Annotated in this window: 16 protein-coding genes; 5 read left to right on the forward strand and 11 right to left on the reverse strand. The window is 46.6% G+C overall.

The features are described 5' to 3' along the window. Positions 1–29: 29 nt before the first annotated feature. The 3 genes from SHEWMR4_RS20750 to SHEWMR4_RS09290 form a co-directional block, all read right to left on the reverse strand. Positions 30–1258, reverse strand: a protein-coding gene (locus SHEWMR4_RS20750) for an IS3-like element ISShes2 family transposase (protein ID WP_086022261.1) whose coding sequence is annotated in 2 segments (ribosomal slippage) — positions 30–907 and positions 907–1258 — 1230 coding nt in all. Because the reading frame shifts where the segments join, the coding sequence is not laid out codon by codon here. Positions 1259–1398: 140 nt separating this feature from the next. Beyond that, positions 1399–1623: a hypothetical protein gene (locus SHEWMR4_RS09285; RefSeq protein WP_011622529.1), complete on the reverse strand. Its 225-nt coding sequence runs from the start codon at positions 1621–1623 to the stop codon at positions 1399–1401. A 121-nt stretch (positions 1624–1744) separates the two neighbouring features. Further along, complete coding sequence (locus tag SHEWMR4_RS09290) at positions 1745–2416, reverse strand: glutathione S-transferase (RefSeq protein ID WP_011622530.1); 672 nt, start codon at positions 2414–2416, stop codon at positions 1745–1747. Positions 2417–2686: 270 nt separating this feature from the next. On the opposite strand from SHEWMR4_RS09290, the gene SHEWMR4_RS09295 reads away from it, so the two are divergent. The 3 genes from SHEWMR4_RS09295 to SHEWMR4_RS09305 all read left to right on the forward strand — a co-directional run bounded on the left by SHEWMR4_RS09295 (position 2687) and on the right by SHEWMR4_RS09305 (position 4788). Then, complete coding sequence (locus SHEWMR4_RS09295; protein ID WP_011622531.1) at positions 2687–3679, forward strand: rhodanese-related sulfurtransferase; 993 nt, start codon at positions 2687–2689, stop codon at positions 3677–3679. Between the two features lie 194 nt (positions 3680–3873). Beyond that, positions 3874–4338: a hypothetical protein gene (locus SHEWMR4_RS09300; RefSeq protein ID WP_011622532.1), complete on the forward strand. Its 465-nt coding sequence runs from the start codon at positions 3874–3876 to the stop codon at positions 4336–4338. A 93-nt stretch (positions 4339–4431) separates the two neighbouring features. Continuing rightward, a complete protein-coding gene (locus tag SHEWMR4_RS09305) occupies positions 4432–4788 on the forward strand; it encodes a hypothetical protein (protein WP_227499237.1) in 357 nt (118 codons plus the stop codon). A 148-nt stretch (positions 4789–4936) separates the two neighbouring features. Here SHEWMR4_RS09305 and crr read toward each other — a convergent pair whose 3' ends face one another. The 5 genes from crr to SHEWMR4_RS09330 all read right to left on the reverse strand — a co-directional run bounded on the left by crr (position 4937) and on the right by SHEWMR4_RS09330 (position 9740). Then, on the reverse strand, positions 4937–5446 hold the full coding sequence (crr, locus tag SHEWMR4_RS09310) for a PTS glucose transporter subunit IIA (RefSeq protein ID WP_011622534.1): 510 nt from the start codon (positions 5444–5446) through the stop codon (positions 4937–4939). A 72-nt stretch (positions 5447–5518) separates the two neighbouring features. Next, a complete protein-coding gene (gene ptsP, locus SHEWMR4_RS09315) occupies positions 5519–7222 on the reverse strand; it encodes a phosphoenolpyruvate--protein phosphotransferase (RefSeq protein ID WP_011622535.1) in 1704 nt (567 codons plus the stop codon). 32 nt (positions 7223–7254) lie between these two features. After that, complete coding sequence (locus SHEWMR4_RS09320) at positions 7255–7512, reverse strand: HPr family phosphocarrier protein (protein ID WP_011622536.1); 258 nt, start codon at positions 7510–7512, stop codon at positions 7255–7257. Between the two features lie 23 nt (positions 7513–7535). Continuing rightward, positions 7536–7931 (reverse strand): ACT domain-containing protein, encoded by a 396-nt coding sequence (locus tag SHEWMR4_RS09325; RefSeq protein WP_011622537.1) that lies wholly within the window; start codon positions 7929–7931, stop codon positions 7536–7538. Positions 7932–8102: 171 nt separating this feature from the next. Continuing rightward, entirely contained in the window at positions 8103–9740 is a 1638-nt protein-coding gene (locus SHEWMR4_RS09330) for a methyl-accepting chemotaxis protein (RefSeq protein ID WP_011622538.1), read from the reverse strand. 347 nt (positions 9741–10087) lie between these two features. Here SHEWMR4_RS09330 and SHEWMR4_RS09335 point away from each other — a divergent pair, with 347 nt between their 5' ends. Beyond that, on the forward strand, positions 10088–10816 hold the full coding sequence (locus tag SHEWMR4_RS09335) for a DUF3334 family protein (protein ID WP_011622539.1): 729 nt from the start codon (positions 10088–10090) through the stop codon (positions 10814–10816). Positions 10817–11037: 221 nt separating this feature from the next. After that, positions 11038–12078 carry a LacI family DNA-binding transcriptional regulator gene (locus SHEWMR4_RS09340; protein ID WP_011622540.1) on the forward strand — a complete coding sequence of 347 codons (1041 nt, stop codon included), beginning with the start codon at positions 11038–11040 and terminating at the stop codon, positions 12076–12078. A 112-nt stretch (positions 12079–12190) separates the two neighbouring features. Here the strand turns inward: SHEWMR4_RS09340 and SHEWMR4_RS09345 are convergent, their stop codons facing one another. The 3 genes from SHEWMR4_RS09345 to SHEWMR4_RS09355 all read right to left on the reverse strand — a co-directional run bounded on the left by SHEWMR4_RS09345 (position 12191) and on the right by SHEWMR4_RS09355 (position 13822). Further along, positions 12191–12829 (reverse strand): PolC-type DNA polymerase III, encoded by a 639-nt coding sequence (locus tag SHEWMR4_RS09345; protein ID WP_041408762.1) that lies wholly within the window; start codon positions 12827–12829, stop codon positions 12191–12193. Between the two features lie 169 nt (positions 12830–12998). Beyond that, a complete protein-coding gene (locus SHEWMR4_RS09350) occupies positions 12999–13361 on the reverse strand; it encodes a class I SAM-dependent methyltransferase (RefSeq protein ID WP_011622542.1) in 363 nt (120 codons plus the stop codon). 80 nt (positions 13362–13441) lie between these two features. Continuing rightward, positions 13442–13822: a hypothetical protein gene (locus SHEWMR4_RS09355; protein WP_011622543.1), complete on the reverse strand. Its 381-nt coding sequence runs from the start codon at positions 13820–13822 to the stop codon at positions 13442–13444. Positions 13823–13868: the final 46 nt, after the last annotated feature.

Below are 13868 nucleotides of genomic sequence, written 5' to 3' on the forward strand. Positions count from 1 at the left end.
TGTCCCGTCCTAAGATAGGTTGACAGTTTTTAGGCCAGCTCCAGTAGCTGGCCTTTTCTATTGTGCACCTGATTAGGGGTTGCCATATTCAAACTCAGATGCGGTCTCATATCGTTGTATATTGCTATCGATTCTCTAACAAGTATCTTCAGCTCCGCAAATGTCCTACATCGGTGCAGTAAAAACTCCTGCTTCAGTATGCCATTCACTCTTTCTGCTAATGCATTTTGGTAGCAATCATAACCATCCGTCATTGATGGCTGGATTTGGCTCGCCTGAAGCGCATTCTGATAAACTGCTGAGCAGTATTGTAAGCCTCTGTCTGAGTGATGCACTGCGTTGCCGATATAGCGTTTATCTTTTATGGCCATTTTTAACGCTTTCACCACACTCTCGGCTTTCATGTCTTTACTCACGTGATGACCGACTATCTTACGAGAACTGGCATCGGTGACCAGTGACAGGTAGTGCACACCTTGGTCTGACTCAAGATAGGTGATATCACTGACCAGTACATGCCCTGCATCATGCAGTCCTTCCTCTTTCAGCAGATTAGGATGCTTCTTCATCCAGTGTTTGCTGAACGTGGTTTTTGTGTAGCTTTTCTTCGATTTAACCAGTAAACCTTCACTTCTCAAATAGGTAAAGAACCCATCTCGCCCGAGTTTAATATCGTGCTCAACCAGCCTGGATTTTATCAACGTGTAGAGCTTACGGGCCCCTAACCTTGGCATATATTTACGCCAGTACTGGACCCAGTCTTGGATGACCGATAGCTCAGCTCTACGACTTTCCATTCGAGCAACTGCCTGATAAATACCTTGCCTCGACATACCCGCAGCACGACATGCGGCAGCGAGGTTTATTTCGCCGTTGCTTTTTGCTTGCCAGACGTACCGGATAAGTACTTTTTTCTGAGGCCTGCTCCATATTCATTGTCCATGATATCAACCATACCATTGAGGATTTTGTTACGCAGTTTCTCTTCTGCTAACTCACGTTCAAGGCGCTTGATAGTTTCGGCAGGGGTTTCTTTTGACTTAGGCATAAGGGGATGCTGAAAAGGTTTCGACCAATCGAGTCTACCATGTTTTCTAAGCCAAACGAGTACCGTTGAACGGCCTTGAATACCAAAACGGGCTTGGGCTTGTTTGTACGTCATTTCGCCTTTTTCAACACGCTCTACAACGCCTAATTTAAAGGCTAAGGTGTAATCTCGTTGTGTGCGCTTACGGCTTGAGTTAATTGATGTTGTCATAAAGAAGTCCTCTTTATGTCAACGTATTTCAGGACTAGACAGAGAGTAACGACAAAGCGCGGCATGGCCCGCGCTTTTTTATCTCTGTCATACGAGTCGAAATGGTGATTTTAGAGCCAGCAGTTATTTAAAATAACTGCTTAGTCTTTCTGTAATTTATCGAGGGGAATAAAACCGTGGTAGGCGTAGTAACCGACGGGGCCTAACAATAAACTGAGTAAACACCAAAACCATTTTTCATTGGTGCTGAGCTTGGCTTGGCTCTTAAATACTCTACGAGCGAAGAGGCAATGTAGTAGGCTTAATCCTATTAACATCGCAATGATTTTAATGTCCGTATTGTCCAAGTCCTTGGTCCTTGTCATTCATCATGATGATTTAGCACAAAATGTTAAAAATGCTTAATTTACTTTGCCTAAGTGCTACGTACTTTACGCGATTTTTTTACGGATTGCTATTGGGTATATCAAGAATAAACGTTAATTCTTATTTACTTATAGACGTTCCTAACAAGTAAATTGGCGAGTTCCCAGCTTGCCAGATCACATGTTTTTCCATTGCTTGCAAAAATATTTCGCTGCTTGTCAGCGTCGTTAACCAGTTCATCAAGCGTGGAAACGCCACACTCAGATCCCGTTTGGCATCCACCGCCGTAAATTGGCGAATAAAAGGCATAATGGCAAAATCCGCAAGGCTTAACGCTTGGCCGATAAGATAGGGATGCTGGCTAAGGTTCGTTTCGAGCCTCTCTAAAAATGCGCTGGCCTTGGTGAAATAATCCGCTTGCGAATACTCAGGGTGGCGGTCGGCATATTTGTACTTATCCAGCCAAGGTTTGAATTCAAGATCATTCTGCGCAATCAGTTCTGCGATCAGCGCTTGCTCTGAGGCTGTCTCCCCGAGTAACTGCCGCGCCGCTGGCGAATTTGTCTTGGTCAGTGCCCAGCGCATAATATCCAAGCTCTCGGCAATCACAACTCCATTAGGGAGCTGCAATACAGGTACAGTACCTTTAGGAGAAATCGCTAACATCCCAATGGGTTTGGCTTTAAGGGTAATTTCCCGCACTTCCACTTGGCATTGGCCGAGTAACAGGCCAAGGCGAGCGCGCATGGCATAGGGACAACGGCGAAAACTGTAGAGTATGGGGAAGGGCATGGTGCTTGTTCCTTAAGGCAATAAAAGTCATTTCGCCACAACATGGGGAAAAGTCGGCAATAGTAGTGACTTTAAAACAGAAATACTGCGTTTATTACTGATTTTTCCACTGTTTGAGCTGTAAATAAACAATGACCTTGGTTTTTGTCTGTGTTTATCTGACTGTGACTCAGGTAGAATTTCGGCCTATTTTTGCGACCCGGCTTAGGCTTAGGGTTATTATTGGTTAATGCACTGGAAATTAAGTTCCAGCCAGCAGTTGAGGGTGTTATGTCTAACGTTGTTGTTTGTGCTTTATATAAGTTTGTTTCATTACCGCATTTTGAGTCGCTGCGTGAGCCACTCCTGTCCATGATGGAACAGGCCGAGATTAAAGGCACATTGTTGCTGGCAAGTGAGGGGATTAACGGCACTGTGGCCGGCACTCAAGCGGCTATCGACGCACTGCTGGCTTGGCTGAATAACCAAAATGGCCTTGAAAACATCGTTTACAAGTTATCTTTTGACGACGAAATGCCTTTCTACCGCACTAAGGTGAAGCTGAAAAAAGAAATCGTCACCATGGGCGTCGAGGGTATCGATCCGCTTAAAGTGGTCGGCACCTATGTAAAACCACAGGACTGGAACGCGCTGATTTCCGATCCTGAAGTCATCCTAGTGGATACCCGCAACGACTATGAAGTGCAAATCGGCACCTTTAAAAATGCCATTAACCCAGTGACCGAAACCTTCAGAGAATTCCCTGATTATGTGAAGCAGAATCTCGATCCTGCCAAGCATAAAAAAGTCGCGATGTTCTGTACTGGCGGTATTCGCTGCGAAAAATCGACCGCTTATTTAAAAGAGCAAGGCTTTGAAGAAGTTTATCACCTCGAAGGTGGCATCCTTAAATACCTCGAAGAGGTAAAACAGGAAGAAAGCCTGTGGGAAGGCGAATGTTTCGTCTTCGATAACCGCGTCGCCGTTGACCATGATTTGAAGAAAGGCCAATACGATCAATGTAATGCTTGTCGTATGCCGATCACTGAAGCCGAAAAATTAAGTCCAGCCTATGTGCAAGGTGTTAGCTGCCCACATTGTATCGATAAGATTTCAGACGAGCAGCGTAAGCGTTTCGTTGAACGTGAGCGCCAAGTAAACTTAGCGAAATCACGTAACGAAGCACACATTGGTAGTGATGTGAATCAAGTGATTGAAGCTCGTCGTCAAAAGAAAGAAGCACTGCGCCAGCAATCGGCTGAAAAGAACAAGGCTAAGCAATAAAGTGTTAGCTGAGCTCTTGAGCGCGTGCGTGCGTGCTCAACGAATGACCATTATGGCCCGACATGTTCGGGCCATTTTTTTACTAAATGTCTCAGTAACAGTGTTAGCCTGTTTAACCCTATGATAAATTTGCCTAAATAGAATCGAATTTAGGCAAAGACTGGCTGAGCCAGACCTTGCAGCAGGGACAGGGCATGAGTATTTGGAAAGAGTTATACGACATTTTTGATAAGGAGCGCAGCCGCTGGCAACAATCGTCGGCGGGCAAGCAGGCCATCAGCTTCGAGTTAAAGGCTAATTTAGGTTTTCTCGCCGATGCCTTGAGCAGTGATTTACCACAACAGGCGATAATTCAAGGGCTTGAGTGCACACTTTTTGAGGCCAAACTAAAAGAAGGTTTGTCACTGGCCAGCCTGAATCACCGTAAAGTGACACTGAAATTTATCGGTGAATTTGCCGAGTTTGCTAAGTATGTGGGCAAAGAGAATGCCGAGCTGGTGGAAAATGCCTACTCAAAAATCAAATCCTTACAGAAACTCGCGTCGGCAAAACCCGATAACAATTACGATCTTAAGATTAAATCACTGTTTCGGTTTCTGGTGTTTATTGTGGCTCACCTTGAGGAGCGGCCGCTCACTCGTCAATCCGCTAAAGGCTAATACTGTTCACACAGGATTGAGCAGAGTGTCGAGCACAACAAAAAACGATTGCCAATCCAAAGAGCTGCAAGCAGGAGCGTTTCAAGGATGAATATGAATAATACGAAGTGGCGAGAATGTTTGAGTATCTTGGCCGCGCTTCGGGTTTATCTGCAACTACACCTCGTGGGAGACGCTGATTTCCCAATGGATTATGAAGCCGCTCATCAAGTGATTAGCCAAATTGATACTCGGGATTTTGTGTTTGTCCGTAAGACCATCTCCTATAAAGATATTGCGGCGCTGCGTATTGTGAAGGATACATTTCCCGCCGCCGAGACGCAAAGTTCAAACCAAGCAAGTGTGCTTCTATTTGCTGCCGAACTTGCAGAACTAAGACGTAAGCTGATGCAACTGGGGCAATTGCCGCTGACAGAGGATGACGAGTCTATCCTTATCACGGCTTACTAATACCGCTTGCCGAGCTTGTAAAAGCTGCAAAGCAAAGTCAGTTTCAATCAAGAATACGGGATGCTGGTGTTACCAGGAGAGCTAACTGGCAGCAGGGGCGCTGCCAGTGCATGGGGCGTAAGCGGGCCAATATAATGGGGTAAAACGGTTAAAGCTGGACGGTAAAAATCGCGTCTTTACCTGCGGTGACGCTACCTTGAGCCTTATCTAAGTATTTCACATCTTCCATATTGGCCAGCACAACGGGAGTGAGTAGGCTATCGACTTGATCTTTTAAGTAATCAATATCGAAAGACAGAATAGGATCGCCCACTTTGACCTCTTGGCCTTCCTCCGCCAAACGGCTAAAACCTCGGCCCCTTAGCTCAACGGTTCCTACGCCAAAGTGCACGAAAAGCTCTAATCCCTGTGGCGATTCGATACTAAAAGCATGATTCGTCTCAAAAATCTTACCTATGGTGCCGTCGATTGGGGCGACAATCGTGTCTCCCTTTGGTGCAATGGCGATACCATCACCGACAATTTTCTCTGCAAACACCACATCGGGGACCTTTTCAATGGCCACAATTTCCCCGTTCACTGGGGCGTAAACCATAATGCCGCCAGCCAGTTGTGGTTGTCCCGATACCAATCGCCTTATTCGGCTTAAAAATCCCATTATCCTGTGCCCCTTCGCTTGTTTTTGTTGTTATCTTTTTCGTCTGTAAAGCAGCATAACCAATAAAATGTATTATTTATAGTTTGTTATACACTGCTGTAGTTCTGAAATTCTATTCTGTTGCATGGCGGTGTGCGCTAACGCAGAAAATTTCGCCAATTGCCCTTGGCAAACGGCGGCTTTCACCTCCAATAACGCACTTAAGTTCACGCTGAGTTCATCGAGCCCCATGCCGATAAGGAGGGGGACCATCTGTGGCGAGCTGGCAAGTTCGCCACACAGTGACACTTTGACCCCGGCGGCTTTGGCTTGCTCGACGGTCATCTTGATGAGCCCTAAAATTGCTGGTGACAGGGAAGGATAATCCCGTGTCAATTGCGGATTGGTGCGATCCGCCGCCATGGCATATTGGGTTAAGTCATTGGTGCCTATGCTCACAAAATCTAACCTTGGCAGCATGGAGGCAAGATTCATCACTGCGGCGGGGGTTTCGACCACTATGCCGTAACTGAGCTCTCCAAAACCTTTTTCTTCCTCTTCGAGGGCATCTTGGCACTCGGCGATGAGGGCAAAAATCTGATCGAGCTCCTCGACCTGATTCACCATAGGAAACATAAGTCGAATGGGACCATGGTTGGCCGCCCGTAAAATCGCCCTAAGCTGGGTCTTAAACAGCTCTGGATGCGCGAGGGTGTATCTAACTCCGCGTAGGCCCAGGGCGGGATTATCCTCGACCTCCTGACAGAGGCAGGGTAGCTCTTTGTCGGCACCAATATCTAAGGTTCTGATCGTAAAAGTTTTACCGCCTAATGCATGCAAGGCTTCACAGTAGAGATTGTATTGGGCTTTCTCATCCGGCAATGTGCTGGTGTGCATCAACATAAACTCGGTACGAAATAGACCAATACCATCGGCACCGACATCGCTAACATGGGTGATATCGTTTAAGTTGCCCACGTTAGCCATAAGGCCTACGAGGTGTCCATCCTGAGTCTTGGCTGGCACATCACGGTAAGTCTGTAGGGCGGCACGTCTAGCTTGTTCATGGTGCAATGTAACGGTTAAGCGAGCCTGCTGCTCGGGGGCAGGATTAACAAAAAGCTCACCGCTTAAGGCATCGAGTACCAAGGGGGTGCCATTGGGAATAAACTCGGCATCGAACTGACAGTTGAGAATGGCGGGGATCCCCGCCGCACGGGCTAAAATTGCCGTATGACTGGTTAACCCACCAGTTTTGAGCACTATGCCGCTGATCTGCTCCTTGGGGAGTAGGGCAAATTCGGCGGGAGTCAGATCTTGAGCTAAAAGAATCGTCGGCTCTGTCAGCTGCGCTAAACCTTGATCTAATCGTCCGTTGATGGCCGAGACTAAGCGCTGCCCAAGACAACGCACATCTTGGGCTCGATTGGCAAGATAAGGATCGTCTAAGGATTCAAGCTCGTTGGCTTGGTGGGCGAAGACCCGCTCAACTGCCACGCTTGCTGACAGTTGTAAGGTGCGGATCGCTTCCTTTACTTGAGCGATAAGCTCCTCGTCCTCAAGCAATAATAAATCGGCTTCAATTAATTGATAGTTTTCACTTTGTGGATCGAGCTTTGTTTGGCTGTGGTTGAGTTGTTGCTGCAGCGCCTGCAGGGCTTTTACAAATTTAGTCTGTTGCTGCGGGAGCCGTGAAAGGGGAATAGGGCGATAATCGAGGTGATGTTCGGCGTGGGTAAGGTGGAGTGCCTGTCCGAAGGCAATCCCCGATGACACTATGATCCCCGTAATCGACATATTCGTTCCTATCAAGCTGACTAAGATGCAGTTTAACTTAAGGTAATGAGCAGTTCCGAGACTTTCTCAACCGCTTCCTGCGCCTGCTCACCCTCGGCAAACACCCTCACGGTCACGCCATGATACAGACCTAATGTTTGCAATTTAAATAAGCTTTTGGCGCTGGCCTGCTTGCCATTGCATTCAACTAATACATCGCAGTTGAAAGTTTTCGCTTCTTTCACTAACAGGGCGGCAGGGCGGGTATGAATACCATGTTTTGCGGTGATAGTGACAGATTTTTCGTACATAGTGGCTTAACTCTTTATCAATATTATGGCGCTTCGTTCGACTCAATAATCTTGTAACCCGCCTTTTTTAAGGCGGCAATGGCGCTTTGGAGACAATTTTTCTTTACCAAAATATAGTCGGTATCGAAGGTGGAAAGGGCAAAAATACTGATCTGCACATCTGCTAAGGTACCGGAAATTTTCGATAAAATGCCTGTCATCGAAAATCCCAGCGGGCCTAAGACTTCAAAACAGCACCAATGGGCTTCTTGCTCTAAACTGTCGAGCTCAAGTTCGCTAGACACCACCACAGTCAGTCCTTCCTCCGTTTTGCCTATAAAGTAGAGTTCCTCGGCAAAGACCTCGCTCGGTAGTTGGGCATTAGGGCTGAAACTGTGGATTGTATACTGCCGTGTATGAACGGCTAAGGTCATGCGCATGGGCGTTCCTCAATCGGCAACAAGGGCTTAGGGCAAAGCCACATCCTAGCTTATAGTATGAATATCCACCTAGATAGCAGGCATTCGCCCCTTGAGTGACAGTATTTTAAACTAAAAGAGGACGTACTAATACGTCCTCTTTAAATGTGAGGGTGGCTTTATCTCGATGGATTAAATTTTGAATTGGCCTAAGGTGCACGACATATCCTGACTGATATCCTGTAAGGACTGTGCAGCACGGCTATTACTCTCATTGGCTTTGACTGACACTTCCGTTAATTCTGAAATATTACAAATATTACGGTTGATCTCCTCTGTAACCAGAGACTGCTCTTCGGTCGCACTGGCTAACTGAGTGTTCATATCGCTGATATGGGCGATAAGCTGCAAAATTGCCGCCATAGCGTTACCTGCTTCACGGGCTTTAGCTTGTAATTCATCGGATTGAGTCTGTGTTTGACTATTACTCTTCATCACAGAGTTTACGCCCATTTGAATATCCGAGATGATTTTTTGGATTTCGTTGGTTGAATCTTGGGTGCGATTCGCCAGTGCGCGCACTTCATCGGCGACTACGGCAAAACCGCGGCCATGACTGCCGGCGCGGGCGGCCTCAATGGCGGCATTGAGCGCTAACAGATTTGTTTGTTCGGCAATGGAGCGGATCACATCGAGGATGCTGCCAATTTGCGCCGAGGATTGTCCGAGTTTTTGGGTAATGACTTCTGATGCCTTGAGCTCTTGCACCAATTTTTCAGTATCACGCACAGTATCATCAATCACAGCTTGGCTTTGCTGAGCCTGATTTTTCACGCTGTTAGCGGCATCGGCAGCCTGCTGGGTGTTGCTTGCCATCTCATGGGTGGTCGAAAGCATTTGATTTACTGCGGTCGCCACGCTACCGGTTTCACGGTGGATGTGCTCGGCGCTTTGGTTAGATTCTTCGACGGCCAGCATTAACTGTTTAGCATCATTATCGAGAGAATGGCCAAGAGGCTGTAAATGTCCCACCATGTCGCCAATTTTCTGGGCAAACAAGTTAAAGGCGTGGGCAAGGTGTGCTACTTCGTCTTTGCCCTGCGTGGTTAAGCGCTGGCTTAAGTCGCCTTCACCTTGTGAAATATCCTCAAGGGCATTAATGGCATCGTTCAAGGGAGAGGTGATCGAGTGATTTAAAACCAGGAAGAAGGCAAAAATAGGCACAGATATTAAAAACATGATAATCAAATAATCGATAATCACGCTATCTAGGCTCTCTCTTACATCACTCAGGTAAGCGCCGGTGAATACAGTCCAGCCCCATTCTGGGTAATAGCGGGCTTCGGCGAGTTTATCTTCAACGACTTTAGAAATTGGATTGGCAATGGGATATTCCAAGGTGGCCTTACCCTGTTGCCGTGCTTGAGACAGCATGGTCATAAGCGGATTGGTGCCATTGGGCAGCTTAAAATTTTGCGCCGAGGTACCAATCATGTTTGGGTTTTCGCCATGGGCCAAGATTTGGTTGTTATCATCGATCACAATAAAGTAGCCAACACCAGCATAGCGGGTCTGATCAATCAGTTTTGCCGCCGCTTGTTGCGCTTCTTGCTCTGTTAGTTTGCCGTTTACGGCATCCTGTCGATACACATCAATTACGCTCAGTATGCTGCCGAGCTGGCCATCGATTTGTAACCACTTTTGCTCAATAAGATTGCTGTATTGCTCCTTTATGGAGAAACTCGCAAAACAAACTGTACCAATGGCTGCCATCACTAACATCAGCATGAGTCGTTGCAGGATGGTGAATCGGCGCAAGAATGTGATCATTTGTGTTCCTTAAGGCGCAAAAAGAATGATGTCCAATATACCTGCGAATCCGTATCAAATGAATCGTGTGAGGTTAAATTTCGCGTAAACTCGTTAAGAATGTTGGATTTCTTTGATCTTCAGCAGAATATTGTTGAGCCTTGTGTCCAATCGATGATTTTATCGCTAATCTGTGATTTTTGAAGCGCCATAATGGCGAGAATTGTGCGAAGTCATTATGAAATTCAACAGGTTAAGCATATTGAATTGAGTTTTTTGAACGGTGCGTTTCTAATTCGTTGTTTTAGTTTTGATTTTTTACTCTTTTACGCGCAAGATTAATCAACTGTTAAGTTTGAGAATCGATTATGACTACAAATACTATTGTGACTTCTGATGACATTCTATTGAAGTTATGTCACTCAGTTGCCCACGTGTTATCCAGCACCAGTGCCAGCCATGTGAGCCACGCGGGCATGGTGCAGAGCATTGCCCGTACCCGCTTAAAGCCTGATTTAGGCTGTTTTTCGATTTTTGATGGTGGCTTTTCGGGGTTGGTCGTGATCAACTTTTCTGCCCCAGCGGCCATCGAAATTTACCGCCGTTATATGCTCAATATGGGGATGCCGGAGGAAGAGCTTGCCTTCTCCCACACTTCCGATGAAGTGGGTAACGTGATGGGTGAGTTGATGAACCAAATCTTGGGTGACTTTATCAATAAGATTTCTAAGGAACTGCAAACCTCCATTAGTCAAAGTCAGCCAAAAATGTTAACGATAAACAAAGAGTTGACGATTTCAATCGATGCAAACTTAGACGATGCCGTCGCCAGACGCGTGTCCTTTAAAACTGAAAATAATCATATTTTCTACCTCGAATTTGCCATGGATAAGACTGAGTTTATCAAGCTGGATGAGTTTGAATTCGACGAAGAGTTCGATCCCGACAGCTTACTCGAGCAGCATGGTGTTGGTGCCAATGGCAATCAAGGTTCTGATACACCATCACCTTGGAGCCGTATGGCTGATAAACCTGCGATCAGTCAACAGCATGCCAGTATGGATGCCGATGATTTGCTCGATGAGTTAGGCATTTAACCTTTTATTTTCATCTGTAGCGTATCGGTACAACCTGTGTTTGTATCGATACCACATTGTTAGTGTTGGGAAATAGACCGTTTGTTGTACAGCCGTTGGAGAGTTCTCCAGCAAAGTTTTTATCTCTGCTAACTTGTTAGTCAGTTGTAAACCCTTCGGCTATACAAGTCATTCGAACTGTTTTAGTATCGCCACAAAATAATAATTATGGTGACCTTGCTATGGCATCGAAAGCGACCTCAATCGATATTGCTTATCGTGCTGGTGTATCCCAGTCTACGGTTTCCCGAGCCTTGAGAAATAGTCCGTTAGTCAATTTAGAAACCCGTCAGCGGATCCAAGCGATTGCCAAGGAACTCAATTACAAAGTCGATAAAAACGCCAGTAACCTGCGCACCCAAAACAGCCATACCTTAGCCCTGTTGTTGTGTGAAGACCCCACCAATGATGACTCACTGATCAACCCGTTTTTTCTGTCGATGCTAGGCTCGATTACACGGGCGACGGCGCAACAAGGTTATGATTTACTGGTGTCATTTCAACAGCTTTCCAGCGATTGGCATGCCGATTACGAAGACAGCAATAAAGCCGATGGCATTATCTTACTGGGTTACGGCGACTATATGGATTACGAGCAAAAGCTCGAAAAATTGCTGGCACAGAACACCCACTTTGTGATTTGGGGCGCGGAGCATAACAATAAATCCGTGCTATCCATCGGCTGCGATAATCATCAAGGTGGTTTGATTGCCACTGAACATCTTATTTCCCTTGGTCGTAAAGCCTTTGCCTTTTTAGGGGATGCGTCGAGCCATAGTCCCGAGTTTAGGGACAGATATCTAGGCCATGTCAAAGCGCTGGAAACCGCAGGATTACCCGTGGTGGCCGCAAGACAAATCTCGGCCATTAGCACCGAAAGTGCCGGTTATGATGCGGCGATGGCGCTGCTTGAGAGCGGACTGAGTGTTGATGCGATTTTTGCCGCCAGTGATTTAATCGCCATCGGTGCGATTCGCGCCTTAAAAGAGAAGGGGATCTTGGTACCCGAGCAAGTCGCTGTGGTGGGATACGATGATATTCCGGTGGCGAGTTTTGCCAATCCACCGCTGACCACGATTAAGCAAAATACCCAATTAGCGGGGGAAATCTTAGTGGAAAGCCTACTAAAGCTTATTCGTGGTCAAGCGGTGACCCCGCAATTAATCCCAACGACCTTAGTGGTACGCAGCTCCTGCGGGATTGATCATACGCCGCTCGCTTGAGTCGCATCCAGTTTGATTTAATCACTAAGCCGAGTGTTAACAAACACTCGGCTTTTTCTTGGACACTTTTCTAAGCGTGTCAGATAGGAGCCTAAACTGAATCGGTGAGGGACTAGCCCCTGGCGTACTGGCGCAAAAACTTAGGCACCTCGGCCTTAGTCTTGGTCATGATTTTCTGCATCAGGCTAAAGGGCGGCTCAGTAATCGCATACCCTTGTTTAAGATCGGCCAGCATGCGCAGCCATAAATGCCCCGTCATTTCCGCGTCCGCCAAGGCACGGTGAAAGGTGCCATCGCTTGGTAGCTGCTTATGGCGCACTAGGGTTGCCAATTGATGATTGATAGCCTCAGGGTATAGCCGTCTTGCCAGCAGGAGTGAGCAGCCAAATTGACCGGGGTAGTGGTGGCCTATCTGGGCAAATTCGGCATCCAGAAAACGTTGATCGAAAGCCGCATTATGGGCCACCAGATGATGTTTACCGATAAACGCGGCAAAACGTGCCATCACCTCGGCGCAGGGCGCAGCATGGGCGAGCATTTGATTGCTGATCCCGGTGTAATCTTCGATAAAACTGTTTATCCGAAAACCAGGATTCATTAATTCTGAAAAGCGCGCGGTAATTTGCCCTTGTTCAATCAACACTGCACCAATCTCAATGGCGCGCGCCCCTTGATTGGGTGAGAGCCCCGAAGTTTCAAAATCGAGTACCACAAGGGTATTCGCGGGCGAATAGGTTGGCGTTCTAGACATAGGCTCCATACTGTTCAATGTTAGTGTCTGAGAACATTCAGACGACGGCATTGTAACAAAGGCATAGTGCGATTTCGCATAGTTTTACCCATTAATCGCAAATGTTCGCCCATTTAGGAGCTGCTAACCAATTGTAAATTAAATGTACTCGACAATTCATTACCCTATATTAGGGTCTAAGCTGCTCAACCATGGCCACAAACTGGCTGACACCATTTCCGACATCGGCAAGGCCAGCTGCGACTTCAAAATGGCCCGAGGGGATATTTTGTTTCGCGAGTGCAATCATTTGCGGAGCGAGGTCGATACCAAAGACCGTTAATCTAGGTTCCTTCGCGACTAAATAGCGACTGATATTGCCTGGTCCACAACTGATATCCAGTAGGCGGCTATGTTCGGTGAGATAGCCGAGGAGGCTTTCATAGGTTTGAGTGTATGGGGCAAATTCCAAGTATTTGTCCTGATACTGTTTGGCATATTTATCAAAGGTCGCCACTGTGACTTGATTGTGATCCTGTGCTTGTGCCTTCAAACCTTGCTTCCTTTATCAGCGGCCAAAGACTTTGGTGATAATCAGTCTAGTACAATTCATTTCAGGCGAACACAGTGAGACTAGACTGGGTAATCCAAATCGAGGTTGATATTGAGTCCTAATTGATAGGCGTGGTCTTGCATCAGCTTGGTCATTAACGCGGTATCCGTCAGTTGCGATAAGGTGATGGGGCGAGCCTCCCATCGCGGTGCGTGACCAGCATAATTGCAATGAGCAAGGTATAAGCGGTGTTGACTCTGATGCAGGGTAAAAAAACGCATATCACAGGTGGCGGCAATAGTTAAATATGGTTCAAAATCAAGTTCATATACTTGCATTGCATCAAATTCAGACCAAGAAATATAACGTGAGCATTCGTAGTATTGTGCGGGTAATTGCGCCTCAGCTTTAATGCCATCAAATAAATTGATGACATCTTGCATTTGGTGCAGTTTAATCATGGCTTGTTCCGTCAATCTAAATCTCCTTTATCTTTAATTTTATTAG

It is taken from the genome of Shewanella sp. MR-4 (genome assembly GCF_000014685.1).
Lineage (GTDB): Bacteria > Pseudomonadota > Gammaproteobacteria > Enterobacterales > Shewanellaceae > Shewanella.